The 25548-nt window shown below is 60.5% G+C and carries 23 protein-coding genes; 8 read left to right on the top strand and 15 right to left on the bottom strand.

Annotated elements, in window-relative coordinates:
• Nucleotides 1-220 precede the first annotated feature (220 nt).
• Nucleotides 221-1237 carry a GlxA family transcriptional regulator gene (locus SBC1_RS27200; protein WP_165101944.1) on the top strand — a complete coding sequence of 339 codons (1017 nt, stop codon included), beginning with the start codon at nucleotides 221-223 and terminating at the stop codon, nucleotides 1235-1237.
• 42 nt (nucleotides 1238-1279) lie between these two features.
• Here the strand turns inward: SBC1_RS27200 and fdhA are convergent, their stop codons facing one another.
• Complete coding sequence (gene fdhA / locus SBC1_RS27195) at nucleotides 1280-2479, bottom strand: formaldehyde dehydrogenase, glutathione-independent (RefSeq protein ID WP_165101941.1); 1200 nt, start codon at nucleotides 2477-2479, stop codon at nucleotides 1280-1282.
• A 211-nt stretch (nucleotides 2480-2690) separates the two neighbouring features.
• On the opposite strand from fdhA, the gene betI reads away from it, so the two are divergent.
• The 3 genes from betI to betA are packed head-to-tail and all read left to right on the top strand — an operon-like array spanning nucleotide 2691 to nucleotide 6480.
• Nucleotides 2691-3299, top strand: a complete 609-nt coding sequence (gene betI / locus SBC1_RS27190; RefSeq protein WP_165101938.1) for a transcriptional regulator BetI — start codon at nucleotides 2691-2693, stop codon at nucleotides 3297-3299.
• 11 nt (nucleotides 3300-3310) lie between these two features.
• Nucleotides 3311-4780 carry a betaine-aldehyde dehydrogenase gene (betB, locus tag SBC1_RS27185; RefSeq protein ID WP_165101935.1) on the top strand — a complete coding sequence of 490 codons (1470 nt, stop codon included), beginning with the start codon at nucleotides 3311-3313 and terminating at the stop codon, nucleotides 4778-4780.
• Between the two features lie 11 nt (nucleotides 4781-4791).
• Complete coding sequence (gene betA, locus SBC1_RS27180; RefSeq protein ID WP_165101932.1) at nucleotides 4792-6480, top strand: choline dehydrogenase; 1689 nt, start codon at nucleotides 4792-4794, stop codon at nucleotides 6478-6480.
• Between the two features lie 94 nt (nucleotides 6481-6574).
• On the opposite strand, the gene SBC1_RS27175 is transcribed toward betA, so the two are convergent.
• Genes SBC1_RS27175 through SBC1_RS27145 form a run of 7 tightly spaced genes read right to left on the bottom strand, consistent with a single transcriptional unit; the run spans nucleotide 6575 to nucleotide 13958 of the window.
• The gene (locus SBC1_RS27175; RefSeq protein WP_165101927.1) at nucleotides 6575-6838 is read right to left on the bottom strand and encodes a hypothetical protein; all 264 of its coding nucleotides are present in this window, start codon (nucleotides 6836-6838) and stop codon (nucleotides 6575-6577) included.
• A 7-nt stretch (nucleotides 6839-6845) separates the two neighbouring features.
• Nucleotides 6846-7307 carry a dihydroneopterin aldolase gene (locus SBC1_RS27170; protein WP_165101924.1) on the bottom strand — a complete coding sequence of 154 codons (462 nt, stop codon included), beginning with the start codon at nucleotides 7305-7307 and terminating at the stop codon, nucleotides 6846-6848.
• The gene (locus SBC1_RS27165; protein WP_165101921.1) at nucleotides 7304-7954 is read right to left on the bottom strand and encodes a sarcosine oxidase subunit gamma; all 651 of its coding nucleotides are present in this window, start codon (nucleotides 7952-7954) and stop codon (nucleotides 7304-7306) included. The genes SBC1_RS27170 and SBC1_RS27165 overlap by 4 nt, the downstream gene beginning before the upstream one ends.
• Nucleotides 7944-10946: a sarcosine oxidase subunit alpha family protein gene (locus tag SBC1_RS27160; RefSeq protein WP_165989072.1), complete on the bottom strand. Its 3003-nt coding sequence runs from the start codon at nucleotides 10944-10946 to the stop codon at nucleotides 7944-7946. The genes SBC1_RS27165 and SBC1_RS27160 overlap by 11 nt, the downstream gene beginning before the upstream one ends.
• Nucleotides 10943-11245 carry a sarcosine oxidase subunit delta gene (locus SBC1_RS27155; RefSeq protein ID WP_165101915.1) on the bottom strand — a complete coding sequence of 101 codons (303 nt, stop codon included), beginning with the start codon at nucleotides 11243-11245 and terminating at the stop codon, nucleotides 10943-10945. Before SBC1_RS27155 ends, SBC1_RS27160 begins: the two co-directional genes overlap by 4 nt.
• A gap of 21 nt (nucleotides 11246-11266) precedes the next feature.
• Complete coding sequence (locus SBC1_RS27150) at nucleotides 11267-12511, bottom strand: sarcosine oxidase subunit beta family protein (protein ID WP_097268962.1); 1245 nt, start codon at nucleotides 12509-12511, stop codon at nucleotides 11267-11269.
• Nucleotides 12512-12563: 52 nt separating this feature from the next.
• The gene (locus SBC1_RS27145) at nucleotides 12564-13958 is read right to left on the bottom strand and encodes an L-serine ammonia-lyase (protein ID WP_165101912.1); all 1395 of its coding nucleotides are present in this window, start codon (nucleotides 13956-13958) and stop codon (nucleotides 12564-12566) included.
• A gap of 302 nt (nucleotides 13959-14260) precedes the next feature.
• Between SBC1_RS27145 and SBC1_RS27140 the strand changes: the two genes are divergently transcribed.
• The 3 genes from SBC1_RS27140 (at nucleotide 14261) to SBC1_RS27135 (ending at nucleotide 16326) form a co-directional block, all read left to right on the top strand.
• A complete protein-coding gene (locus tag SBC1_RS27140; protein WP_165101909.1) occupies nucleotides 14261-14542 on the top strand; it encodes a hypothetical protein in 282 nt (93 codons plus the stop codon).
• Nucleotides 14543-14786: 244 nt separating this feature from the next.
• Nucleotides 14787-14921, top strand: a complete 135-nt coding sequence (locus tag SBC1_RS40425) for a hypothetical protein (protein WP_255541718.1) — start codon at nucleotides 14787-14789, stop codon at nucleotides 14919-14921.
• 298 nt (nucleotides 14922-15219) lie between these two features.
• The gene (locus tag SBC1_RS27135; protein ID WP_165101906.1) at nucleotides 15220-16326 is read left to right on the top strand and encodes a GlxA family transcriptional regulator; all 1107 of its coding nucleotides are present in this window, start codon (nucleotides 15220-15222) and stop codon (nucleotides 16324-16326) included.
• Between the two features lie 74 nt (nucleotides 16327-16400).
• On the opposite strand, the gene SBC1_RS27130 is transcribed toward SBC1_RS27135, so the two are convergent.
• From SBC1_RS27130 to SBC1_RS27115, 4 genes are all read right to left on the bottom strand, one after another.
• Nucleotides 16401-17300: a choline ABC transporter substrate-binding protein gene (locus SBC1_RS27130; RefSeq protein WP_370469705.1), complete on the bottom strand. Its 900-nt coding sequence runs from the start codon at nucleotides 17298-17300 to the stop codon at nucleotides 16401-16403.
• Nucleotides 17301-17434: 134 nt separating this feature from the next.
• A complete protein-coding gene (locus tag SBC1_RS27125) occupies nucleotides 17435-18439 on the bottom strand; it encodes a GlxA family transcriptional regulator (protein ID WP_165101899.1) in 1005 nt (334 codons plus the stop codon).
• Between the two features lie 63 nt (nucleotides 18440-18502).
• Nucleotides 18503-19405 carry a choline ABC transporter permease subunit gene (gene choW, locus SBC1_RS27120; protein ID WP_165101896.1) on the bottom strand — a complete coding sequence of 301 codons (903 nt, stop codon included), beginning with the start codon at nucleotides 19403-19405 and terminating at the stop codon, nucleotides 18503-18505.
• Nucleotides 19398-20576 carry a glycine betaine/L-proline ABC transporter ATP-binding protein gene (locus SBC1_RS27115; RefSeq protein WP_165101892.1) on the bottom strand — a complete coding sequence of 393 codons (1179 nt, stop codon included), beginning with the start codon at nucleotides 20574-20576 and terminating at the stop codon, nucleotides 19398-19400. Before SBC1_RS27115 ends, choW begins: the two co-directional genes overlap by 8 nt.
• Before the next feature lie 454 nt (nucleotides 20577-21030).
• On the opposite strand from SBC1_RS27115, the gene SBC1_RS27110 reads away from it, so the two are divergent.
• Nucleotides 21031-23016 (top strand): methyl-accepting chemotaxis protein, encoded by a 1986-nt coding sequence (locus SBC1_RS27110; RefSeq protein ID WP_165101889.1) that lies wholly within the window; start codon nucleotides 21031-21033, stop codon nucleotides 23014-23016.
• 68 nt (nucleotides 23017-23084) lie between these two features.
• Here the strand turns inward: SBC1_RS27110 and SBC1_RS27105 are convergent, their stop codons facing one another.
• The 3 genes from SBC1_RS27105 to SBC1_RS27095 form a co-directional block, all read right to left on the bottom strand.
• On the bottom strand, nucleotides 23085-23705 hold the full coding sequence (locus tag SBC1_RS27105; RefSeq protein ID WP_165101886.1) for a flavin reductase family protein: 621 nt from the start codon (nucleotides 23703-23705) through the stop codon (nucleotides 23085-23087).
• Nucleotides 23702-24601 carry a 3-hydroxyacyl-CoA dehydrogenase family protein gene (locus SBC1_RS27100; RefSeq protein WP_241202390.1) on the bottom strand — a complete coding sequence of 300 codons (900 nt, stop codon included), beginning with the start codon at nucleotides 24599-24601 and terminating at the stop codon, nucleotides 23702-23704. Before SBC1_RS27100 ends, SBC1_RS27105 begins: the two co-directional genes overlap by 4 nt.
• Before the next feature lie 313 nt (nucleotides 24602-24914).
• Nucleotides 24915-25223, bottom strand: coding sequence for a hypothetical protein (locus tag SBC1_RS27095; RefSeq protein ID WP_165101880.1), 309 nt, complete (start codon nucleotides 25221-25223; stop codon nucleotides 24915-24917).
• Between the last annotated feature and the right edge of the window lie 325 nt (nucleotides 25224-25548).

Raw genomic sequence — 25548 nt, 5'->3', positions numbered from 1 at the left:
CATTCAATGCTGCACTGCGGCGGAGAGTTCGCGCTTAAAAGCGGTGCGAATCGTGGTCATGATCCCCTTCACGGTGCGTCGCGAAGCGCTTACGTCTCCGTAAGCTTCAATGCCGATAGGGTTTAGCCTGATGGCATGCATGTTGCAAACATCTACAAAATGTCCATAGTCGTGTCCCCACGACACAGCCACACCCTAGATTCGAAGGATTCCCTCCTCCATGTCCCCCGACCGAACCGCGTCGCTCGCGCATTTCGCGTTCATGCCGCTGCCTAACTTCACGATGATCGCGTTCACCAACGCTATCGAAGTGCTGCGCATGGCGAACTACCTGACCGGGCAAAAGCTGTACACGTGGTCGATCGTGAGCCCGGAAGGCGGTCCCGTGGCCGCAAGCAATGGCCTCTCCGTGGATACCGGACCGGTCGAGTGCGTCGGGGTGCCGGACATTGTGTTCGTAGTCGGCGGCATTGACGTCCAGCGCGAAACCACGCCCGCGCATCTGTCCGCACTGCGCCGTTTTGCGCGGCTCGGCAGCGTGCTCGGCAGTCTCTGCACGGGCACGTATGCCCTCGCGCGAGCCGGTCTGCTAGCCGGCTATGCATGCGCGATCCATTGGGAAAACATGTCGGCGCTGAAAGAGGAATTCCCGGAAACACGCTTCCTCAAAGAGCTATTCGTGATCGACCGGGACCGCGTGACGTGCACGGGTGGCGTCGCGCCACTCGACATGATGCTGAACCTGATTGCCACGCGCGTGGGATCGGCGAAGGTCACGCAGATTGCGGAGCAGTTCATCGTGGAGCACGTTCGCGATACCAGCGCGCAGCAGCGCATGCCGCTGGTCGCGCGGTTAGGCTCGGCGAACAAGTCGCTATTCGAAGTGATTTCGCTGATGGAGAACAACATAGAAGAGCCGTTGTCGCGCGAAGAACTCGCGCGTCTGGCGGGGATGTCGCAGCGACAATTGCAGCGGCTGTTTCGCGAGCATCTCGGCATGACGCCGACGCATTACTACCTGACGCTGCGCCTTCGCCGCGCGCGTGAATTGCTGCTGCAGACCGATATGTCGATCATGCATATCACCATGGCTTGCGGCTTTCAATCTGCTTGCCACTTCAGCAAGAGCTATCGCGATGCATTCGGCACGGCGCCCACGCGGGAACGCCGGCGTCAGTTGCCGCCACTCGCCGTTGTGGCTGCTCCTTCGATGGCAATTGCTCAAAGCGCCGCTTGATATGCAACTCAAGCTAAAAGCGGCGCTCTGAGCTTCATTCCACTAAGCTGCCTTCAACATCCCGTGCGGGTCGATCACGAACTTGCGCGGCGCACCGCCATCGAATTGCCGATACCCGTCAGGCGCCTGATCGAGCGTCACCACCGAGACATTGACGATATCCGCAATCGGCAAGCGATCCCACAAAATGGCCTGCATCAGGTTCTGGTTGTACTTCATGACCGGCGTCTGCCCGGTGAAAAATGAATGCGACTTCGCCCAGCCCAGACCAAAGCGAATGCTCAGCGCACCCTTCTTCGCGGCTGCGTCGGCGGCGCCTGGATCGTCGGTGACATAGAGGCCCGGAATTCCGATTGCGCCCGCTACCCGCGTGATTTCCATCAGCGAATTCAGCACCGTGGCAGGCGCTTCCTCATGGCTTCCGCTGCTCCCGTGACCGTGCGCCTCGAAGCCGACACAATCGACCGCGCAGTCCACTTCCGGCGTTCCGAGAATGGCCGCTATCTGCTCGCCGAGCGTTGCGTCCTTCGATAGATCCACTGTCTCGAAGCCCACCTTACGCGCGTGCGCGAGGCGCTCTTCGTTCATGTCGCCGACAATCGTGCAAGCCGCGCCCAGCAAACGAGCCGATGCCGCCGCGGCCATTCCGACCGGACCCGCGCCGGCGATATACACCGTTGAACCCGGTTTCACTCCGGCCATGACGGCGCCGTGATAACCCGTGGGCAGGATGTCAGAGAGGCACGTGAGATCGCGGATCTTCGACATCGCCTGGTCGCGATCGGGAAACTTCAGCAGATTGAAGTCGGCGTAGGGGACCAGCACGTATTCGGCCTGGCCGCCAATCCAGCCACCCATGTCCACGTAACCATAGGCACCGCCCGGGCGCGACGGATTGACGTTCAGGCACACGCCCGTGTTTTGCGCCTTGCAGGTCGGGCAGCGGCCACATGCTACGTTGAACGGCACCGAAACCAGGTCGCCAATCCTGAGTGTCTCCACGTCGCGCCCAACCTCGATCACCTCGCCAGTGATCTCGTGCCCGAGCACGAGGCCGACCTGGGCCGTCGTGCGGCCCCGAACCATATGCTGGTCCGACCCGCAAATATTCGTGGTGACCACCTTGAGGATCACGCCATGGCCAATTTGCCGGCCGCTTGGGTCGACCATCTTCGGATAGTCGATGGATTGCACTTCAACCTTGCCCTGCCCCAGATACACAACGCCGCGATTACTGCTCATTGCCTGTCTCCTTGTCTCGTGGACGATTTGCATGGCAAAACACAGCCATGCACCGCCTAACGAGCGTAGTCCTGTGCCGCACCCCGGACGCGCATCGAACGCGACATGGGTTTGGCAGAAACCGACATCACGGTTTTATATTGATTGACCAATCAATATAAAATACCTAGGATTCAATCCTGGTTTTCCTAACGCTACTTAACCAAAACCCATGCCCAAACTCGGAATGCGTGAAATCCGCCGGGCGCAGTTGATCGACGCCACGCTGCTTACCATCGACCATGCGGGTCTTGCCGGCACGACGCTGGCGTCCGTCGCTCAGCGCGCGAGCATTTCCACGGGTATCGTCAGTCATTATTTCGGCGACAAGGACAGCCTGCTCGAAGCCACCATGCGCCACGTGCTGCGCGACCTGTGGAACGCAACATCGCGCAGGCGCCGGGCGGCAAAAGACGAGCCGCGTGCGCGCTTGCGTGCAGTGGTGGCAGCGAACTTCGATGCCGCGCAAGTCAGCAATCCGGTGATGAAGACATGGCTCGCGTTCTGGTCGGAGAGCATGCACAAACCGCAATTGCGGCGGCTGCAGAACGTCAACACGCGTCGCCTGTTTTCGAATTTATGCGCCGATTTTTCGAAGGTGCTGCCCCGTGCCGCCGCTCGTCGCGCGGCAAGCGGCCTGGCCGCATTGATTGACGGCTTGTGGTTGCGCGGCGCACTGTCTGGCGTTCCGTTCGACACGAAAGCGGCCATGCGCCTCGCCAACGATTACATCGACCTCGTGCTTGATATACGCGATACACGCGGCCGGACCCTCACCTAAAGGACTACGCAATGCCCGTATACGAATTGCAGCGCTTGTACATTGGCGGCGCTTACGTCGACGCCACCAGCGGCGAAACCTTCGACACGCTCGATCCGGCGACGGGCGAAACGCTCGCGAGCGTTCAACAGGCAAGCGCGGCCGATATAGATCGCGCTGTACGCTCGGCGCGCGAAGGGCAGCGCGAATGGGCCGCAATGACCGCGATGCAACGCTCGCGCATCCTGCGTCGCGCGGTGGATCTCCTGCGCGAGCGCAACGACGAACTCGCCGCGCTCGAAACCCGCGATACGGGCAAGCCGATTGCCGAAACGCGAGCCGTCGACATTGTCACAGGCGCCGATGTAATCGAGTACTACGCCGGGCTTGCAACGGCCATAGAAGGCCAGCAGATCCCTCTGCGGCCCAGCTCGTTCGTCTATACGCGGCGCGAACCGCTCGGCGTGTGCGCGGGTATTGGTGCATGGAATTATCCGATCCAGATCGCCTGCTGGAAGTCGGCCCCGGCCCTCGCTGCCGGCAACGCGATGATCTTCAAGCCCAGCGAAATCACACCGCTTAGCACGTTGAAACTTGCAGAAATCTATTCCGAGGCCGGCGTCCCCGCTGGCGTGTTCAACGTCGTGCAGGGCGATGGCCGCGTGGGCGCATTGCTTGCCGCGCATCCGGACATCGCGAAGGTCTCGTTTACGGGCGGTGTCGAGACGGGCAAGAAAGTCATGTCGATGGCCGGTGGTTCATCGCTGAAAGAAGTGACGATGGAACTGGGCGGAAAGTCCCCGCTTGTCATTTTCGACGATGCAAATCTGGAACGCGCCGCCGACATTGCGATGAGCGCCAACTTCTTCAGTTCCGGCCAGGTCTGCACGAACGGCACGCGCGTATTCGTTCAGCGACCGGTGTACGAGCGCTTCGAAGCGCTCGTGCTGGAGCGCGTGAAGCGCATACGGGTGGGCTCGCCAACGGACTCTAACACCAACTTCGGCCCGCTCGTCAGCGCAGCGCAATTGCATAAGGTCCTGGGCTTCATTGAAAGCGGCAAGCAAGAAGGTGCGCGACTGATCGCGGGTGGATCGCGGATCGTGCACGGCGCGTTCGCTCAAGGGCAATACGTCGAGCCGACCGTCTTCACCGATTGCCGCGACGACATGCGCATTGTGCGCGAAGAGATTTTTGGCCCGGTCATGAGCATCCTCGTCTTTGATGAGGAAACCGAAGTGATTGAACGTGCCAACGCGACCGAATACGGCCTCGCCGCGGGCGTGGTCACGGAGAACCTTTCGCGTGCGCATCGCGTGATTCATGCGCTGCAAGCCGGCATCTGCTGGATCAATACGTGGGGTGAATCGCCCGCTGAAATGCCGGTGGGCGGATACAAGCAGTCGGGCGTAGGCCGCGAAAACGGGATTACCACGCTTGAGCACTACACGAGCATCAAGTCCGTGCAGGTCGAGCTAGGTCCCTACCAACCCGTATTCTAAGGAGCGATGCGATGAGCGCGAACGAGTTCGATTACATCGTCGTGGGCGCGGGTTCAGCGGGCAACGTGCTCGCCTCGCGTCTCACCGAAGACCCTGACGTGACCGTGCTGCTGCTTGAAGCAGGCGGTCCGGACTACCGCTTCGACTTTCGCACGCAAATGCCGGCCGCGCTGGCGTTTCCGCTGCAAGGAAGGCGCTATAACTGGGCTTACGAAACCGATCCCGAGCCGCACATGAACAATCGTCGCATGGAATGCGGCCGCGGCAAGGGACTCGGCGGATCGTCGCTGATCAACGGCATGTGCTACATCCGCGGCAATGCGCTCGACTACGACGGCTGGGCCGAGAGAAAAGGCCTTGAAAACTGGACCTATTCTGATTGTCTGCCGTATTTCCGCAAGGCCGAAACGCGCGATGCAGGGCCGAACCCGTATCACGGCGGCGACGGTCCAGTGCACGTGACGACCTCCAAGCCCGGCAACAATCCTTTGTTTGCCGCGATGGTCGAAGCCGGTGTGCAAGCAGGTTATCCCCGTACGGATGACCTCAACGGTTACAGTCAGGAAGGTTTCGGCCCGATGGACCGGACCGTGACGCCGAAGGGCCGCCGCTCCAGCACTGCACGCGGATATCTAGACCGCGCGAAAGGCCGGCCGAATCTCACGATCATCACGCACGCCGTCACAGATCGCATCTTGTTCGCCGGAAAAAAAGCGATTGGCGTGGCCTATCTGCACAGCGGTGAACGTGTCACCGCGCATGTGCGCCGCGAGGTGCTCGTGTGCAGCGGCGCGATTGCATCGCCGCAATTACTGCAGCGTTCGGGCGTCGGCCGATCAACTTGGCTGCGGGAACTCGACGTGCCTTTAGCGCATGACTTGCCCGGCGTGGGTGAGAATCTCCAGGACCATCTGGAGATGTACATGCAATACGAATGCCTTGAGCCCGTGTCGCTTTATCCTGCGCTGCAGTGGTGGAACCAGCCGCAGATCGGGATTGAATGGATGTTGAACGGTACGGGCATTGGCGCCAGCAATCAGTTCGAGGCAGGCGGTTTTATCCGCACGCGCGACGACGATCTTTGGCCCAACATTCAATATCACTTCCTGCCCGTCGCGATCAACTACAACGGCTCGAACCCGATCAAGATGCATGGTTTCCAGGCACATGTGGGTTCCATGCGCTCGCCAAGCCGCGGCCGCATCAAGCTTACGTCACGCGATCCTAACGCGCACCCGAGCATCCTGTTCAACTACATGTCGGACCCGCTCGACTGGCGTGAATTCCGTGACGCCATCCGCATTACGCGCGAGATCATGCATCAGCCGGCGCTTAAGAAATATCGAGGACGCGAGTTGCATCCGGGAGCCGATCTCACCACGGACGATCAACTCGACGCATTCGTCAGGCAACGTGCGGAGACGGCTTTCCATCCGTCGTGTTCATGCAAGATGGGTTACGACGATATGGCCGTAGTCGATAACGAAGGCCGCGTGCACGGGCTCGAATCGCTGCGTGTGGTGGACGCGTCGATCATGCCGCTGATCGTGACCGGCAACCTGAATGCGCCGACCATCATGCTGGCCGAAAAGATCGCGGACAAGATTCGGGGGCGTGAACCGCTGGCTCGCGTTGATACGCCGTATTTCGTCGCGCATGGCGCGAAGGCGCGCAAGACAGAGACATTCGCGGCTGTGTAACTGGTAACGGATGTTTGGGCATCCCGGCTTAACGGCCGAGCGGTGCCCTTTTTCGTTTCAATCTGCTGAATCGACTGCGGTCGTGGAAGCTGAATCACCCCCCAAGGCGCGCACGCGCAGCCATCGCTATGCGCGCGATCGTCTCGGCACTTAAGCGCGCAGCCACCTTGTGAACATACTCATGATGGCGCGGCTCAAGCGGCGCACCGAGGTACTGTGCATGCAGATACCGAATCAACGCAATTCGCCGATGCCCGAGCGCCAGGCTGCGATCGAGCAAGGCGAGCGCAGCCTGAGGATCATGCTGCTCGCACGCAAGCTGCGAAAGTCCGGCGGTTTGAACGCGCGTCGACGTCATGGCCGTTTCAGCGCGTATCCGTCGTGCGCGCCGCCGTATGCAAAGCTGCCGACGCGCGCCATCCGTCGAAATCCGCACGATGCCAATCGAGTTCAACGCCCACGCGGCGCGTGCCTTCGCGAATCTTCGGCTTGTAAAGCAGCAACGTCAGCGCATCGAGCGCGGGCCATCGGGTGAACGACAGCTCCGCTATCTCCACCGCCAGCGTTTCGAGCAAGCGCGTATGCGGCTTGCTCTCCAGATAGTCCGACACCCCCGCGCACCAAGCCTCGTAATCGATCAGCTCGTGCGCGTTCTCCTCGGCCGGCACGCCCCGGTAATGCAGGCTCGCATCGATGGCAACAGGCTGCGGCGCCAGATGCTCCTGAGCATGCAAGCCGATGCGCGTCAGCACCACGAGCTCATCGACAACTATGCGCCAGCCGCGTCCGCCCGGGCTTAATGTTCCGAATGGTTCGTAGGGTTTCACGACATCAGCGGTTCGGCCGCATCAAGCATCATCTTCACGAAGTAGTCCGCGAAGCTGCGGCGGATCACTAGGTCGAAGCTGTCGTCTCCGGTCGGCAACACCGTCACTGAGGCCTTGAAATAATGGCTCTGCGCGCACTGGCCGACACCGAACAAACGCGGATGCAGATCGAGCGGACAACCGCGCGCGAGAACATCACGCGTGCGCGTGCCGCTGATTTCAAGCACGGTGTAACCGCTGCCGATATCGACGGCGGCCGCATACAGACCCTTGAACGCCTCGCGCAACTTGGCTTCCATTGGAGCCGCCTGCGTTGCGGAATGCGCGGCGGTCGAGCGCACCAGCCACTCGTCGGGGCCGAGCCACATCAGGTCGTAGCCGTTGCCCGTCGCCGTCGTATTCGGCTTCTCGGGCGGCTTGCAGCCAATCACACTTTCCACCGCCGCAACGAACGCGGCATCGCGCAGGTCACCACGCAGATTGACCAGTTCCAGGAACGGCCGCTCGACAAGACGAAACGCCTTCGATGCACTCACCTGATGTTTTTTCAGCAATCCATCCACCCCTACCAGCGGCGATTCTTGCCACACACCCTGCCCGATTGCACGATCCACGACCGTCTGGTTGCTTCTGTTGTCATTCCACATGTTGACGTGCTCCTTCGCTGTCGTAGAACACCGAGCTGGTGATTTTTGCCGGCATCTGTTTGCCGCCCGCGAGCGGAATCATCACCGACTCGCCGATCTTGTCGAGACCGCCCTTGATGACGGCCATCGCGATCGAGCGCTTTAAAATAGGGCTGAAATAGCTGGATGTGACGTGACCGAGCATCGGCGCTGTGTCGCCCGTGAACGGACCCGGCACGATCTGCGAGCCTTCGGGAATCACGAACGACGCATCTTCAGCCAGCAAGCCGACGAGTTGCTTGCGCCCTGCCTTCGCCGTATCCGAGCGCGTCAGCGAACGCTTGCCGAGGAAGTCCTTCGACTTCGCAACGAGCCCGCCCATACCAAGATCGTACGGTGTCATCGAACCATCGGTATCCTGCCCGACGATGATGTAACCCTTCTCCGCCCGCAGCACGTGCATGGTTTCCGTGCCGTACGGCGTGATATCGAACTCGGCGCCGGCGGCCATCAGCGCCTCCCACACGGCACGTCCAACATTCGCCGGCACGTTGACCTCGTAAGCAAGTTCGCCTGAGAAACTGATCCGCATCACACGCGACGCCGCGCCCGCTACTGTCCCCTCGCGATAACTCATGAACGGAAACGCAGCGTTCGCAAAGTCGATATCGCGGCAGACCTTCTGCAATACCTTGCGGCTATTCGGACCGACGACCGCAAACGTCGCCCAGTGATCCGTCACCGATGCCAACCGCACCCGCATGTCAGGCCACTCCGTTTGCAGCCAGCGTTCAAGCCATGTCAGCACGCGCGCCGCGCCGCCGGTCGTGGTCGTCATCATGTAGTGCTGGTCGGCCAAGCGCACCGTCACGCCGTCATCGAAGATCATGCCGTTTTCGTCGAGCATCAGGCCGTATCGGCACTTACCTACTTCCAGCTTGCTCCACGGGTTCGTGTAGACCCAGTTGAGCAGCTTCGCGGCATCCGGACCCTGGATGTCGATCTTGCCGAGCGTCGATGCATCGAGAATACCAACGCTCGTGCGCGTCGCCAGCGACTCGCGCGCGACTGCGGCATGCAAGTCCTCGCCGTTCTTCGGGTAGTACCACGGCCGTTTCCAGTTGCCGACGTCCTCGAATGCCGCCCCGTTTTCCACATGCCATTCGTGCACGGCAGTCTTGCGGACCGGATCGAGGAACTCACCCAGTTCGCGGCCGGCGAAGGTGCCGAATGTGACCGGCGTGTAGTTCGGACGGAACGTCGTGGTGCCCGTTTCGGGGATCGTCTTGTTCAGCGCCTGAGCAAGAATCGCCATGCCGTTGATGTTGCCGAGCTTGCCCTGATCCGTGCCGAAGCCCATCGCCGTGTAGCGCTTCACATGCTCGACCGACTCAAAACCCTCACGCGCGGCGAGGAAAATATCGGCGGCCGACACGTCGTTTTGGTAATCGATAAATTGCTTAGGACCCCGTGTCGCCAACTCGCGGCCACCGACCAGCCACAACGGCATGAGCGGGGCCTCGCCGACCTCGGCCACTTGTACAGGCGTCGGGCGTGCAACGATCAAACCAGCGGCACGCGCAGCGTCCACGCCGGCATCGACCGCGAAACGGATCGCACGGGCGAGTGTGAATTCGCCAGCGCACGCGCCCACGCTGCTCTCGGCCTGCATCGCTTTGCCGGGTACAAAGCAGAGCTTTTCGTCATGCCAATGTGCCTTGCCGCCGGACTGCGCGAACAAGTGCAGGATCGGGCTCCAGCCGCCGGACACAGCGAGCAGGTCGCAAGACAAATCAGCTTGCTTCACGCCAACCGTACCGTTCGAATAGGCGCTGACTTCGACCGACGCCACGCGCAACTTGCCATGCGCCACCGTGACAACCGATCCATTCAGAACCTTCACGCCATAGCGTTTGGCCTGGGTCTGCAACGCGCCCTTGTTGTCTGCGAGACGCGGGTCCACTACCGTCACCTGCGCGCCTGCCGCCTTCAGGTCGAGCGCGCATTGGTAGCCGCTGTCATTGTTCGTGAAGACGACCGCGTTGCGTCCCGGCAGCACAGCATAGCGATGCAAGTACGACGACACCGCCGACGCCAGCATCACGCCGGGAAGATCGTTGTTGCCGAACACAATCGGGCGTTCCTGCGCGCCCGTCGCGAGAATGACGCGCTTGGCGCGCACTTTCCACAGCAATTCCCGCGTGCCTTTGCGCATCGATACCGGCAAGTGCTCGGTCAAGCGCTGCGTGATGGTGACGAGGTTGTGGTCCTGATAACCGAACGCCGTGCTGCGGCACAGGATCTTTACCTCCGGCATCTTGCGCAGTTCGGCTTCAATTTTTTGCGCCCATTTCAAGCCGGGCGCGCCATCGATTTCCGTGCGATACGACAGCAACGAACCGCCGAGTTCCGGCTGGTCATCGACGAGAATCACGCGTGCACCCGACAAACCCGCCGCATGCGCCGCAGCCAGACCCGAGGGCCCCGCGCCGACCACGAGCACGTCGCAATGCGCGAAGCACTTGTCGTAGCGATCCGCATCCAAGTGTTCCGGTGCCTTGCCGAGACCCGCCGCATCGCGGATCACTTCTTCGTATTTCGGCCAGAACTTGCGCGGCCACATGAATGTCTTGTAGTAGAACCCCGCCGGAATAAAGCGGGCTATCTTCTGGTTCACCGCCATGCGATCGTTCTCGATGCTAGGCTTGGCATTCACGCTCGTGGCCACCAGCCCCTGATACAACTCAATCTCGGTGGCGCGCGCATTGGGCACGGTATAAGCGCCGGTTTCGAGCTGAACAACGGCATTCGGTTCTGCCACATCAGCCGTCACAATGCCGCGCGGCCGGTGATACTTCCAGCTACGCGCAACGAAATGCACGCCGTTCGCGAGCAGCGCGGAGGCGAGCGTGTCGCCCTGATGGCCCTGATACGTCTTGCCGTTGAACGTGAACGTGAGCGCGATGGCACGGTTGATGCGCCCGCCCGTGGCGAGTCGGTCTTTCTGGCTCATTTCGGTTGTCCCTCTTCTTTCTGTTCCATCACGGCGAGCGGCCGGGCGAACGTTTCATAGCCCTGGAATGCGTAGCTCACGGTGTCGCGTTGCGCCATGAACCAGCGGCGGCATCCTTGCGTGTGCATCCATTGCTCGCGGTGCACGCCACGCGGGTTTTTGCGCATGAACAGGTAGTCGCCCCATTCTTTGTCCGTGAGTTTTTCGGTGTCGAGCGGGCGCGCGATATCGGCTTCACCGCCGCACGAGAATTCGCTTTCAGCGCGTGGGCCGCACCAGGGGCATTCAATCAGCAACATGTCTTCTCTCCCAAATGCCGGTTAGTGGGCAACGGCCGCAGCGCCGTGCTCGTCGATCAGATGACCTGTGTAGAAACGGTCGATGGAGAACGGCGCGTTCAACGGATGCGGCTCGTCCTTCGCAATGGTGTGCGCGTAAGCCCAACCGGAACCCGGTGTCGCCTTGAAGCCACCGGTGCCCCAGCCGCAGTTGAAGTACAGGCCCTTCACGTCGGTCTTGCTGATGATCGGGCACGCATCCGGCGACACGTCCACAATGCCGCCCCACTGACGGTTCATGCGCACGCGTGAGAACACCGGGAACATCTCGACGATGGCCTCAAGCGTCCCTTCAATGATGTGAAAACTGCCACGCTGGCCGAAGCCCGTGTACTGGTCGACCCCGGCACCGATCACGAGATCGCCCTTATCGGACTGGCTGATATACGCGTGCACCGCGTTCGACATCACCACCGTGTTGACCACGGGCTTGATCGGTTCGGACACAAGCGCTTGCAACGGATGGCTTTCCAGGGGAAGCCGGATGCCGGCCATATCGGCGAGCGTGGAAGTGTTGCCGGCAGCCACGACCGCGACCTTCTTGGCCTTGATGAAACCCTTCGTTGTATCCACGCCGATCACCTGACTGCCGTTACGGCGGATACCCGTGACCTGGCAGTTCTGCACGATATCCACGCCGGCCTGATCCGCACCGCGCGCGAAACCCCACGCCACGGCGTCGTGACGAGCAACGCCGCCGCGTCGCTGGATGGATGCACCGAGCACCGGATAGCGGCTATTCAGGTTGATGGTCGGCTCGATCTGCTTGATCTGTTCAGGCGTGAGAAATTCGGCATCGACGCCATTCAAACGGTTTGCGTTCACGCGACGTTCAGTATCCCGAACATCTTGCAGCGTATGCGCGAGGTTCATCACGCCGCGCTGGCTGAACATCACGTTGTAGTTCAGGTCTTGCGAAAGCCCTTCCCACAACTGCATCGCCTTTTCGTACAGCGCCGCCGATTCGTCCCACAGATAATTCGAGCGCACGATGGTCGTATTGCGCGCCGTATTACCGCCGCCGATCCAGCCTTTCTCGAGCACAGCGATGTTGCGCACGCCATGTTCCTTGGCAAGATAGTAGGCTGTCGCCAGGCCATGGCCGCCGCCGCCGACGATCACCACGTCGTATTCCTGCTTCGGCTCCGGGCTTTTCCACTGGCGTTCCCAGTTCTCGTGATACGACATGCCGTTGCGCAACAGGCTGAATATCGAATAGCGGCTCATGGTGTTTCCTTAAACTTGTTGATGTTGCCAACGCGGTTGCCAAACCTAAAAATCAGCACTCGATGACGTTCACGGCCAACCCGCCGCGTGACGTCTCCTTGTATTTCGTCTTCATGTCCGCGCCGGTTTCGCGCATGGTCTTGATCACGTTGTCGAGCGATACATAGTGCGTGCCGTCGCCTTTCATGGCCATGCGCGCCGCGTTGAGCGCCTTGATCGCGCCCATCGCATTGCGCTCTATGCACGGGATCTGCACGAGCCCGCCAACCGGGTCGCAGGTCATGCCGAGGTTGTGTTCCATGCCGATCTCGGCGGCGTTCTCGACTTGCGTCGGCGTGCCGCCCATGACAGCGGCCAGCGCTGCTGCGGCCATCGAACACGCCACGCCGACTTCACCCTGACAGCCAACTTCGGCGCCGGAAATGGACGCTGTTTCCTTGTAGATGATCCCGATAGCCGCAGCCGTCAGCAGGAACGTGACAATGCCCTCGTCGGTCGAGTTGTGCATGAACTTCACGTAGTAATGCAGCACTGCGGGGATCACGCCGGCCGCGCCGTTCGTGGGTGCGGTAACCACGCGACCACCGGCGGCGTTCTCTTCGTTCACGGCCATTGCGTAGAGGTTGACCCAGTCGAGCATGGAGAGCGGATCACGCAACGACTCCTCCGAGTGCTTGCGCAGTTGCGCGGAGAGATCAGCTGCACGACGCTTCACGTGCATCGGGCCGGGCAACTCGCCTCGCACCTTGCAGCCGCGTTCCACGCACGCCGCCATCACGCGCCAGATCGCGAGCAGGCCGTCGCGCACTTCACGCTCCGAGCGCGATGCGCATTCGTTGCGCAGCGTAATTTCAGCGATAGACAACCCCGTCTCGCGGCACACGCGCATCAGGTCGTCGCCGGTGCGGAATGGGTGTGGCACCTCGCCGCCGGATTGCACGCCGTTCACGCGCGTGCCCTCATTGTTGATCACGAAACCGCCGCCAACCGAGTAGTACTCCTTTTCGACGACGAGTTGGCCGTTTTCATCGAATGCCTGGAAGCGCATGCCGTTCGGATGCACCACGCTCGAACCCGGCGCGCCGGGCATCAGCTTGCGAAAGAAGCCAATATGCTCGCGTTCGTCGAATTTAATCGGGTGCTTGCCGAGCAGGTTCAAGCTCTTGCACTCGCGGACCTCCCGCAGACGCGGTTCGATCGCATCCGGATCGATCGAGTCGGGGAGATTGCCTTCGAGTCCAAGCAGCACGGCTTTATCGGTCCCGTGGCCCTTGCCGGTTGCGCCCAGCGAGCCGAACAAATCCACCCGCACTCGGCGCACGAACGCGAGCAGGTTGGCGTCCTCAATATGCGAGGCGAAGCGGCACGCTGCGATCATCGGGCCGACCGTATGCGAACTTGACGGACCGATGCCGATCTTGAACAGATCGAAAACGCTGACGTTCATGGGGTGCCCTTTTCGGTGGACTGCATGGGATTTCACTAGGTAGCCATTGCACCGCACGCCAATTTCCGCTGATAGAACAAAAACGGCATGCACGTGGGATGGCGGCGTCAGTAGGGCAATACGGGCAGATGGAGAGGCGCTTTGGCGACGATCGGCCGCGAAAACTGGCAGGCGGCCCGTGGCGCCGCAGCGGTGGCACGTCACATGCTGAATAGGCTGTCGAGCAAGCTAGAGAGCGTCCGCTTGCCCGCCATCGACAATCCATGGACGTCTCTCCCCGTCTTACAGAAAGGAAACCAGGCATGAAGCAATTCTCAATGGCATACGCGATCAGCGCCGTACTTTTAGTCTCCAGCACGGCTTTCGCCCAAACCAATCCGCCAAGCTCGAGCACCGGCTTGCAGGCTGGTGACAACGCCCAGACCACTAGCCAGTCGCCGGGAACCACGGCAAATCCTGGCATGTCGCACAAGAAAAAGACGCAGCACACCAAGACTTCATCGACAGGAAGCAAAGCCGGCATGGGAACCGCGACTCCGAGTGGTCCCGGGGCTCCGGTGACAGCGAGCGGTTCGGGCAGTTAAGCGCAGCATGGCGCTTTATCGATCTTGACTATCGATCTTGATACATGGGGTGTCGCAACAAATCGGGCAGAAATCAGAGACGGAAAATCGGCGCAAATTTGACGTGTCGGCGGTATACAACACTTTGAACGCAGGTCTTATTTACCCTTTCCGGGTTACAGAATCGCTGCGATACACTGTGTCCGCATTTTTAAATGCGCTTGAATTAACCAGTCATCAAACTCTCGCCCATCAGGTTCGCTCCATGAACAATATTCTGAAGAAAGTCCTCGCGGTCTTTATCGTTGCGGCTGTTGCTGCGCCGGCTGTGTCGTACGCAAAGCCGCATCATCACCACAAGTACACGAAAGCTAAGCACGTCAAGCACGTCGCTCATTAATTCGGCTTTCAACCCCAGCTTTGAAGCCGGCATTAAGCTCGTACTAAACTCACTGCAATGCTTTAAGAAATAGCCGGGCAGTCAGCCGGCTATCGGAAACGGCTTGCCCTGACTGGGGCAAGCCGTTTCCCGTTTTGGGTTATCTCCAGCGCTTAGCCCAATCCAGAACGCCGCGATGCCCGCGTGAATTCCGGTATTTCAAACTGGTTAATGACGGTGATATGCTGGATGATTACCGGGTCGGCATATCACCCATCACCCATGGCCCGAATGACGGCTGCACATCAACGGCAAGCGCATGAATCCCGCTGACCTTCTTCCCGCTCAATCGCCCGACACGGCGTCCAAACAGCGAATCCGTTTTGGCATTGTGTTGCTGCCAAATTTCACGTTGACAGCGTTTTCCGGCTTCGTCGATTTATTGCGCCTGTCTGCCGATGAAGGCGATTTCAGCAAGCCGGTGCGGTGCTCATGGAGCGTGATTGGGGAAACGCTTGCGCCGGTGCGCGCGAGTTGCGGCATCCAGATCACGCCGTGGGAAACCTTCGAGAAAGCTGAGCCCTTCGACTACGTGGTGGTCGTGGGTGGCTTGCTGCATTCCGGCCCGGGCGCGAGCGATGCCACGCTGCAATTCATCCGCCGCGCCGCGACCACGGACGCCACGCTTGTGGGCATTTGCACGGGGGTGTTTTCCCTGATGCGGGCGGGCGTACTGGATGGTTATCGCATTTGCGTCAGCTGGTTCCACTACTGGGATTTCGTCGAGCGCTTTCCCGGTGTGAATGAGGAGATGCTGGTCGCAGACCGTTTGTTCGTGATGGATCATCGGCGCATTACGTGTTCGGGCGGACGGGCATCCATAGACGTTGCCGCGGCAATCCTGCTGCGCCATTTCGAGGCTGCCACGGTACAAAAGGCGCTACGCATTTTGCTGGTGGACGACATGCAGAAGGGCAATGCGCCGCAGCCGCATCCGCCGGGGCTCGCGCCTGCCACGCATCCGAAAGTGAAGCGGGCAATCCTGCTGATGGAGCAGCACGTGGGGCGTTCGTTGACACTCGATGAGCTTGCGCACAAGCTGGATTTATCGACGCGGCAGTTGGAGCGTTTGTTCAAGGCGGAGACCGGCAAGGCGCCGCAGGCTTATGCGAAGCAGGTCAGGTTACGGACGGCGGCCTGGTTGCTGACGAGTTCCGACAAGACGGTGGCGGACATTGCATCAAGCTGCGGTTTTTCCGATGCATCGCATTTGGGGCGCGAGTTCAGAAAGCAGTTCGGGCTTCCGCCAATGATGTACCGCGAGCAGCGCGGCACGGCAGCGCCGGACAACGCAGCGAGCACTGCGACGCTCGAACTTGCGGCGGATTTCGATGAGACTTTTCCGGGGCGGGCTCAGGCTATTTAGATTTTGTCCGTGCGCACTGATCAAGTGTGTCACCCGCGCCAGCAGCCCCCTTGGCCCGCTGGCGCAGACGAAATTTACTGCGCTGCTACATAAGCCTTCACAGCCGGCAACCCATCCTTGCCGTCAAACGTCTTCACCCCCGCCAGCCACTTGTCCAGCACAGCCGGATTCGCCTTCAGCCACTGCTTCGCAGCAACATTCGGGTCGGTCTTGTTCATGATCGGCGTCATCACGTGATTCTCGATGTCCGTCGAAAACCGCAGATTATCGACCAGCTTCGCCACATTCGGGCATCGCGCAGCGTAATCCGGCGGCGTCACCGTCATGACCTTCGCCTCGCCGTAATTCGGCCCGAACACGTCATCCCCGCCACTCAGATAATCAATCTTCATCGTCACGTTCATCGGATGCGGTTCCCAACCCAGGAACACAATCCACTTCTTCTCGCGGATCGCGCGACCCACTTCCACCAGCATGCCCGCCTCGCTCGACTCGACCATCTTGAACTTGCCAAGCCCATACTGATTCGAATCGATCATCTTCTTGATCAACGCATTGCCGTCATTGCCCGGCTCTATTCCGTAGATCTTGCCGTCAAGCTTGTCGTAGTTCTTGGCAATATCGGCGAATGACTTCAGGCCGCCGTTATACGCATAGTCCGGCACCGCCAACGTGTATTTCGCGCCCGTCAGGTTAGGCGCCGTCAATACCTTGACCTGACCAGCCTTCTGGAACGGCTCGACAATGGGATCCATCGTCGGCGACCAGTAACCCAGGAACACATCGATCTGCTTGTTCTTGATACCGGCAAAAGTAATAGGCACCGACGCGATGGTCTTCGTCGGCTTGTATCCAAGGCCCTGCAGCACGGTGGTCGCCAGACCCGTGGTCGCGGCAATATCGGTCCAGCCCACATCGGCGAAACGGACGTTCTGGCACGTGGCCGGATCAGCCGCAAACGCGCCGCCGGACATCGTGACATTCAGCAAGACAGCCAGCGCGCACGATGACGCGATTCCGTGAAGTTTCATGATTCTCCCTATTTTGGAAACTGCCAGACACGACGATGCCGCGCCCCAACGAGCGCACCACGTCTGAAAATGGATCATCAAGCCGTCTGCCTGCGCTCAATACTCGGCGCGTGGCCAAACTGCGCGCGGTACGCCTTGCTGAAATGGCAGGGCGAATGAAAGCCGCAAACGGCCGTCACGCGCGAAATAGATGCATCGGTATTACGCAACAACTCACGCGCTCGGCGCAGCCGCAACGTGAGGTAATAATGCGTCGGCGAAACACTCAGGAACATCTTGAACATACGCTGCAAGTGACGCTGCGATAGCTTCACCAGCCGCGCAAGCTCATCAAGCGATAAGGGTTCCTCAATGTTCGCCTCCATTAGCCGCACCACTTCAATCAATTCGGCACGCGAAAACCCGACACGGGCATCGACGGGAATGTGCTGGTAATCAGTCGTGCCGCGAATGCGCTCCACAATGAACTGCTCGGACACCTGCGCCGCATGCGCCTGACCAAGCCGCTGGCCAACCAGGTTCAGCATGAGGTCAAGCGGCGCGGTCCCGCCCGTGCAAGTCACACGGTCACGGTCGATCACGAAGAGTTCATCGGCGAATCGCACATCGGGGAAACGCTTGTGCAACGGCGACATGTCCTCCCAATGCACCGTGCAGCGATACCCGTCCAGCAAGTTCGCCGCGAGCAACGCATACGCGCCCGTGCACACGCCGCCAAGCGGCACGCCTTGCGCCGCGACGTGCTGCAATAGCGCAATCACCTTGTCATCCACGTAATCGCTCACGTGCCAGCCTGCGCACACAATCAGCACGTCTGGCATGCCCGCTTCGGCCAGCGTTTTCGTCGGCTTCACGGTAATGCCGTTGCTCGCGCGCGCCGGTTCGCCGTCCGGCGTGATCACCGACCACGTGTAGTGTTCAGCCCGGCCAACATAGTTCGCCATGCGTAACACTTCGATCGCGCTGGTGAACGCGATCATCGAAAAATTAGGCAGCGTCAGGAACCCGAAGTGCGCCAGCTTCGATAACGGTGAATTCTCAGGAGGATGAATCCTGTCCGGCACCACCGCGTCGCGTTTCATCGGGTTTTTATCCTTGGGCCTTGGCCTGACTTCGCTGCCTGATCTGATCGCTTGTCTTGTTGCTCAGCTTTGCTGTGCAGCCGGTGCGCGGCGCACGCGCATCACGCTGCGAATCCCGGACAACAGCGGCGCCCGCGCCATACCCGGCGAACGGCCAAAGCTTTCCGTGATGCGGTCAAGAATGATCGCGAGCAGCACCACCGACAAGCCGCTCTCAAACCCCAGCCCGATATCCAGCCGCTGAATACTCGCCAGCACGTCGTTGCCGAGACCGCCTGCACCGACCATGGAAGCGATGATGACCATGGACAGCGCCATCATGATGGTCTGGTTGACGCCGGTCATGATGGATGGCAGCGCGTTCGGAAACTGCACCTTGTACAGCAGTTGCCACGGCGTGCAGCCGAATGCCTGACCCGCCTCCACAATCTCACGGTTGACATGCTTGATACCCAGCGACGTCAAACGCACGGCAGGCGGCATGGCGAAGATCACCGTCGACAGGATCCCCGGAACGCGGCCAAGACCGAACAGCATGGCTGCCGGAATCAGGTACACGAACGCGGGCATGGTCTGCATCAGGTCGAGCACCGGTCGCACCATCGTCTCGATCGTCTTGCTCTTCGCCGTCCAGATGCCGAGCGGAATGCCGAGCAGCAAACTGATCAGCGTGGCGGACAGTGTGAGGCCGAGCGTGATCACCATCTCGTCCCAGAAGCCCGTGGCATAGATCAGCAGCAACGACAGCAACGTGAATAGCGCAAAACGCCAGCCGACGCGCCACAAGCCGATGCCGACGAAGATCGCCATCATCAGCCACATCGGAATGGACTGCAGGCCGTGTTCAATCAGCGCCGCGAAGCTTTCAATGACTTTGCCGATTGCGTCGAAGGTGTTTGCATCGTGGTCGAGCAGGTATTTGACACCGTGATCGACCCACGTGCCGAGCGGGATAATTTCAGACATGGGAACCTCGATGCCGAGTCAGAGCCTTGAGAACATTCGTCTTGTTGACCGAACCACAATACGATCCGTCCGCCTCCACCACCGGTAGCGGCGCGCGGCTGTTGACCACCCGGCTGACAACAACGTCAAGCGGCGTGGTGCGCTGGATACATTCGATAAGATTGATTTCCGGCGAAGCCTGTCCAATCGCATCGCGGCAAACAAAACCGCGAATCTTGCGCTCGTGGTCCATCACGAACGCGTAGTCGGCGCTGCCGTTGAGCGCTTGCGAAACGCTCGATGCATCGATGTGCGAACCGTGCTTCATCAATGGCACCACGTCCGTCTGCATCAGGTCGCCGGCGGTCAGGTAACGGCTGGTGTCGATCCCTTCGAAGAACGCTCGCACGTAGTCGTCGGCCGGGTTCGAGATGATTTCCTGCGGCGTGCCAATCTGCACGACCTTGCCGCCTTCCATGATCGCGATCCGCGTACCAATGCGCAGCGCTTCCTCCAGATCGTGCGACACGAACATGATCGTGCGCTGCTGTTCGCGTTGCAGATCGAGCAGCACGTTCTGCATTTCCTTGCGCTTGAGCGGATCGAGCGCGGAGAACGCCTCGTCCATGATCATCAGCGACGGGTTCACGGCCAGCGCCCGCGCCAACCCCACACGCTGCTGCATCCCGCCCGACAACTGCGCCGGCAGCTTCTGCGCAAACGGCGCAAGACCAACCTGTTCGAGTACGGCCATCGCGCGTTTCTCGCGTTCCTTGCGCCCGATGCCCGCCACTTCCAGCCCGAACGCGGCGTTCGACAGCACCGTGCGCTGCGGCATCAGCGCGAACGACTGGAACACCATGCTCATGTCTTTTCGGCGCAGCGACGTCAGTTCGGAACGCGGCACGGACGCCACGTCGCGGCCATCGATCAGCACCTTGCCGGCGGTCGGTTCGACCAGCCGGTTGATCAGGCGGATCAGGGTTGATTTGCCTGAACCCGACAGGCCCATCAACACGAAAATCTCGCCTTCCTTCACTTCGAAGGACACGTTGTGGACACCGACAATCTGTCCGGTGCGGGAGAAAACTTCTTCCTTCGTTGCGCCGCCGGCAAGCATGTCGATCGCCTGCTTCGGGCTCGTGCCGAACACCTTGCACAGGTTTTCGACCACGACCTTGTGGGAATTCATCGAACGCTCTCCTGGTTGGCGGACGTGCGTCCGCGCTCTGCATACATAGTTGCCAGAAAAAAGTGCGGGTTGCCGACTATTTCCGACAGGCACATGTGGAAATACGACACCCCGATTTTCGCTTTCTGGCCGATGAAAAGCCGGAGCCTTGTGGGGCAAGGGTTTGCGGGCGTCATCGAGCCGATTTAGGCGTTTTTTTACATGTCGCGCCAGAGCAAGTGATCGGCTGTTTCGTTAAGTTTTTTTGCGGGTTCGCTGGTGTGTCGTCCGGATTGCAAGGCGCTTTTACCGTCCCGTCCATCATATTCCAGGAATGAGGCCGGTTGGACGATGTCGGGTTTTGGCTGCTTTGCAGCGCTTGTGAACAGGGCTCGGCGGAACCGGGGCGATCAAGAACCACGCGCCAACGCCGTTAACCATTCACGTTCCCACGTTTCGCTTATCTGGTTCATCCATGCCTCTATTCAACATTCGCCGGGCCAGTGTCGGCGCGAAGTTCGCCATCCTCGCGTGCACACTCGCGGCCACGGTCGTAGCCGGGTTTACCATCGCAGTCACGCATCTGGCCGGTGAGCAAATCGATGCTCAGGCGCTCGAACGCATGGATGACGACGGCCGCGCGATCGGCACGATGATCCGCCTCTACGACAAAGCCGTCAGCGCCGAAGTCGAGCGCTACATGACGCTGTTCTCGAGCTTCCTGCCAACGGACTTCGCGCTCGATGAAACGCAGAAAGTGGATATAGGTGGCGTGGCGACGCCCACGTTCAAGGCCGGCGACAAGCCGATGAACCTCGATTTCTCGATCCCCGATCAGTTCCTCGAACGCAGCGGCGCGATCGCGACGGTGTTCGCGCGCACCGGCGACGATTTCGTGCGCGTGACGACTTCGTTGAAGAAGCAGGACGGCGCGCGCGCGATTGGTACGCTGCTCGACCGTAAGGGTCCAGCCTATGCGCCGATGATGGCCGGGAAACGCTTTATCGGCATGGCAACGCTCTTCGGCAAGCAGTACATCACCGAGTACAAACCCGTTACCGATTCGTCGGGCCGCGTGATCGGCGCGTTGTTTGTGGGGGTGGACGTCACGCCGGAAGTTGCAACGCTGCAGCAGAATATTCGCGACCTGACGATCGGGCAGAACGGCTATTTTTTCGTCGTCGACGCGTCGAATGGGCCGAATCGCGGCAAGCTGCTCGTGCATCCCGGCTTGACCGGCGCGGGGAGTGCGGCTTCTACCACTGCCCCGCTCGCCGATGAACACATCGCGCCGTTCAAGCAAATGCTCGACGAGAAAGAAGGCCGTCTTTCCTTCGATGCCCCCGCGATTCCCAATGCCGCCGATCCCAAGGTTCATGGCGGGGCGAAGGAAATCGTGTTTCGCACGGTACCGGAATGGCAATGGCTGATTGGCGGGATCGCTTACCGCGACGAGTTGCTCGCGGGCGTGCGCGCCACGCGCAACCGTTTTCTGCTGATCGGGCTAGTGGTGATCGCCGCGTTCGTGGCCGTGCTGCTCTTTGCCGTAGCCAAGCTGGTGGGCCGGCCGCTCGCGGCACTGACGCAGGCCTCCGAACGCATCGCTGCGGGCGATCTGAGCGTGCGGCTGGCGACCACGCGGGAGGACGATATCGGCCGGTTGATGATTGCCATCGATGGGATCGCGACCGGTCTTGCGCGCATTGTGACGCAGGTGCGCAGCGCGTCGGCGGATATGTCGGACGGCACGGGACGAATGGCAGCGGGCAGCAGCGACATCTCGCAGCGCATCGCGACGCAGGCCAGCAGTCTCGAAGAAACGGCGGCGAGCATGGAGCAGATCACCTCGACCGTCCAACAAAACGCGGCCAACACGGCGCAAGCGGATCAGCTCGTGGCATCGGCATCCGATGCGGCGCGCGCAGGCGGCGAAGCGGTCAGCCGGGTGGTCGCGACGATGGGCGAAATCGATGCGTCCGCGCGCAAGATTTCAGACATCACGTCGGTGATCCAAGGGATCGCGTTCCAGACCAATATCCTCGCGTTGAACGCGGCCGTGGAAGCCGCGCGAGCCGGGGAGCACGGCAGGGGCTTCGCCGTGGTGGCGTCGGAGGTGCGCGGACTGGCTCAGCGCAGCGCGGCGGCGGTCAAGGAGATCGAGGCGCTGGTTGCGGACTCGGTCGGCCGTGTCGCCGATGGCTACCGGATCGCCGAAGAAGCCCGCGGCACGATGAACGGGATCGTGGAACGCGTCGCGCGGGTGAACGCAATCATTGGCGAGATCAGCGTGGCGTCACGCGAACAATCGAGCGGCATCGAGCAGGTGAATCTTGCCGTGGCGCAGATCGGCGAAGCGACTCAACAGAATGCGGCGCTGGTTGGAGAGGCGGAACAATCGACTGCCAGCTTGCTTGAGCAAGCCGAACAGCTAAGCCGTGCGGTGAGCGTGTTCAGGCTTTAATTGCCGGCGGCTGCGGCGTTTATTGCGAACGCCGCAGCCAGGAATAAACACCGCGCCTTAAACCATCACTATCCCGGCCGGATCATCTCGAACATTTCGCCGATCCCCGCGTAGTCCCCGCGATACCCCGCACGCATGATGGGCTGCGCGGCGGCGGTATCGAAGAGACCGTCCTTCAGGAACTCGCGCCGGATATGCACGCCAACCACTTGCCCAAGCGCGAGCCAGTTGTTCATCGGCGTGCCGTCCAGGGACTTCAGCCTGATGATCTGCAACAACTTGCACTCAAGCGCGGCCGGTGACTCCGCCACATGCGGCACGGCCACGTTCACGCCCGGCGCTTTCGTCAGTCCCGCCAGCTCGAATTCATCGATCTCGTGAGGCACGGTTGCCGAGGTCTGGTTCATCTTTTCGGCAAGCGGCTTGCTCGCCAGATTCCAAACGAATTCGCCGGTCGCTTCGATATTCGCAATGCTGTCCTTGAACCCCTCGCTCGAGAATCCGATGATGTACGGGAACGTCGCGAACGCGCCGAAAAAACTGTAGGGCGCGAGGTTCACGTGGCCGTTCGGATCGCAGCTCGAAATCCAGCCGATCAGGCGCGGCGCGACGATTGCCTTGAACGGATCGTGGCGTAGCTGGTGGCCCTCGTCGGGATTGTAGAAATGGTGCGCGTTGTTATCGCTCATGAGTGCTTTCCGGTCTTCTTTGTGGTGTGGTGAATCAGGCGCTTGCGTCCGTCTTTCACGCGCGCACGATGCGCGTCGTCCCATTCATAAAACCCTTGCCCGCTGCGCACGCCCACCCGCCCTTTCTGCACGTGCTCGCGCATCAGATGCAATACGTCTTCGTCCTTTGCCAGCTCCGGCATCAGGTGCGAGCCGATATCCAGTAACGTATCCAGCCCGCCGAGATCCGCGCTTTCCAGCGGTCCGACCATGCCATAACGCCGTCCGAGCGACGCCTTCATCACGGTGTCGACCACCTCCGCTGTCGCGGCGCCCGAACGCACAATGGCGAGCGCTTCGCGTAACACGGCGAACTGCAACCGGTTACCGACAAAACCCGGAATAGCCTTCGTCAATACAACTGGTTCCATGCCAATAGCCGTCATCAGTTCAGCCGTGCGACGCGTGACATCCGGATCGGTCTCGGTGCCCGGCACGACTTCAACCAACGGAATGGTGTGCGGCGGATTCCAGAAATGCGCGATCACGAAACGAGCCTTGTTTTGCAGCACTTGCGCGAGCAAATCGGGCGGAAAGCCGCTCGTGTTGCTCGCGAAAATTGCGTCGTCGCGCAGCAGCGGTTCGAGCGCCCTGTAAGTGCGGTTTTTCAGTTCGAGCACTTCCGGAATGGCTTCCACAATAAAACTCGCCGTGGCTACCCGCTCCAGTTGATCTGTGGTTTCAATCCGCGCGAGTACGTCCTGTTTATCGCCCGCATTGAACACGCCAGCGTCGATCAATTCGTCGAGGATTGCTTCTGCCTTCCCGTGCACCGACGCAAGCCGCGCGGCGTCTATGTCGTGAACAATGGTCGGATAGCCGTGCAGCGCCGCTTGCGTCGCAATGCCGACGCCCATCAAGCCGCTGCCCACCACGCCGATAATGATTTGATTCAAATTTTCCCCGCAATGCTTAAGTTCCGAGCTGTTCCGAGCTTCGATTCGACAGCCAGTTCGAGTCCCAAAGCGGCACTTCGAAACCGGCCGATACGGCACTCAAGGCCGTGCCAACTAGGATAGCGCAGCGCCTCAAATCACGCGGGACAGCAAATGGCCTATGACTTGAAGCAGATTGCCCGATACGGCCGTACAGACACTAAGCAAAGGGCGAAAAAAAACCGGCTTCCGTTGCGGGAAGCCGGTTTTTGCAACGAGGTCCTGTGATCGGCGATCAGCCGTGATCCGGACCGTGGTCGTCGTGGTGATAAGCGTGCGGCGGCGGATGATGCGGACCCTGATCATGCGGATGGTGGCGCATCCATTCGTCGCGCTGCCAGTAGCGGTGGCCGTCCCAATAGCGGTCGCCATGCCAGCCGAGGTTGATCACTACGTCAGCCTGCACCATGTGCGGTTGCGCATAACCCTGCTGGGGCACGGGCCCGTGGATCATCCCGTTGTCGACTTGAGCGAACGCAGTCGTCGCGGCTAACAGCGCGCCGCCGGTCAGCAGCACAGCCAAGATCGAGCGTGAGGTGTTCATGACTATTCTCCCTTTTTAGCTTGATTGCATTTCAGGACGCGCGGCCAGCCGGAGCGAGAAACCGTTGGCGGATGGTTGGCGGATGTACCGTCAGTTGCCGCGTCGTTGAAACCACTTTAGCTGGGCGTAAGGTTGCACGACGTGAGGGCTTGTAAGTGTTCGTATCAAGGAACTTGGCGCGTCCGGAGCGCTTCGAAATTTTTCAAACCCCTGATTTCATTCGCCTTTACGTCGACCTGACGAGCTAACCTGGCACTCTTTCACCGAGCTGCGTGTAAGCAACGAAAATATGAAACCGTGGATTTGGCCGAGACGAGCGCCGGAA

Source organism: Caballeronia sp. SBC1 (assembly GCF_011493005.1).
GTDB lineage: Bacteria > Pseudomonadota > Gammaproteobacteria > Burkholderiales > Burkholderiaceae > Caballeronia.
The sequence above is the reverse complement of the archived record's forward strand: the minus strand, read 5'-3'. Positions and strand labels throughout refer to the sequence as shown.

Excerpts from the sequence above, each read along its gene's own strand:
- betA (WP_165101932.1), top strand. The coding sequence starts at position 4,792 with ATGAGCGCGAACGAGTTCGATTACATCGTCGTGGGCGCGGGTTCAGCG.
- betB (WP_165101935.1), top strand. The coding sequence starts at position 3,311 with ATGCCCGTATACGAATTGCAGCGCTTGTACATTGGCGGCGCTTACGTC.
- SBC1_RS27135 (WP_165101906.1), top strand. The coding sequence starts at position 15,220 with ATGAATCCCGCTGACCTTCTTCCCGCTCAATCGCCCGACACGGCGTCC.
- betI (WP_165101938.1), top strand. The coding sequence starts at position 2,691 with ATGCCCAAACTCGGAATGCGTGAAATCCGCCGGGCGCAGTTGATCGAC.
- SBC1_RS27160 (WP_165989072.1), bottom strand. The coding sequence starts at position 10,946 with ATGAGCCAGAAAGACCGACTCGCCACGGGCGGGCGCATCAACCGTGCC.
- SBC1_RS27200 (WP_165101944.1), top strand. The coding sequence starts at position 221 with ATGTCCCCCGACCGAACCGCGTCGCTCGCGCATTTCGCGTTCATGCCG.
- choW (WP_165101896.1), bottom strand. The coding sequence starts at position 19,405 with ATGTCTGAAATTATCCCGCTCGGCACGTGGGTCGATCACGGTGTCAAA.
- SBC1_RS27165 (WP_165101921.1), bottom strand. The coding sequence starts at position 7,954 with ATGTGGAATGACAACAGAAGCAACCAGACGGTCGTGGATCGTGCAATC.
- SBC1_RS27145 (WP_165101912.1), bottom strand. The coding sequence starts at position 13,958 with ATGAACGTCAGCGTTTTCGATCTGTTCAAGATCGGCATCGGTCCGTCA.
- SBC1_RS27130 (WP_370469705.1), bottom strand. The coding sequence starts at position 17,300 with ATGTCCGGCGGCGCGTTTGCGGCTGATCCGGCCACGTGCCAGAACGTC.
- SBC1_RS27140 (WP_165101909.1), top strand. The coding sequence starts at position 14,261 with ATGAAGCAATTCTCAATGGCATACGCGATCAGCGCCGTACTTTTAGTC.
- SBC1_RS27125 (WP_165101899.1), bottom strand. The coding sequence starts at position 18,439 with ATGAAACGCGACGCGGTGGTGCCGGACAGGATTCATCCTCCTGAGAAT.
- SBC1_RS27115 (WP_165101892.1), bottom strand. The coding sequence starts at position 20,576 with ATGAATTCCCACAAGGTCGTGGTCGAAAACCTGTGCAAGGTGTTCGGC.
- fdhA (WP_165101941.1), bottom strand. The coding sequence starts at position 2,479 with ATGAGCAGTAATCGCGGCGTTGTGTATCTGGGGCAGGGCAAGGTTGAA.
- SBC1_RS27105 (WP_165101886.1), bottom strand. The coding sequence starts at position 23,705 with ATGAGCGATAACAACGCGCACCATTTCTACAATCCCGACGAGGGCCAC.
- SBC1_RS27175 (WP_165101927.1), bottom strand. The coding sequence starts at position 6,838 with ATGACGTCGACGCGCGTTCAAACCGCCGGACTTTCGCAGCTTGCGTGC.
- SBC1_RS27155 (WP_165101915.1), bottom strand. The coding sequence starts at position 11,245 with ATGTTGCTGATTGAATGCCCCTGGTGCGGCCCACGCGCTGAAAGCGAA.
- SBC1_RS27110 (WP_165101889.1), top strand. The coding sequence starts at position 21,031 with ATGCCTCTATTCAACATTCGCCGGGCCAGTGTCGGCGCGAAGTTCGCC.
- SBC1_RS27150 (WP_097268962.1), bottom strand. The coding sequence starts at position 12,511 with ATGAGCCGCTATTCGATATTCAGCCTGTTGCGCAACGGCATGTCGTAT.
- SBC1_RS27100 (WP_241202390.1), bottom strand. The coding sequence starts at position 24,601 with ATGGGCGTCGGCATTGCGACGCAAGCGGCGCTGCACGGCTATCCGACC.
- SBC1_RS27095 (WP_165101880.1), bottom strand. The coding sequence starts at position 25,223 with ATGAACACCTCACGCTCGATCTTGGCTGTGCTGCTGACCGGCGGCGCG.
- SBC1_RS40425 (WP_255541718.1), top strand. The coding sequence starts at position 14,787 with ATGAACAATATTCTGAAGAAAGTCCTCGCGGTCTTTATCGTTGCGGCT.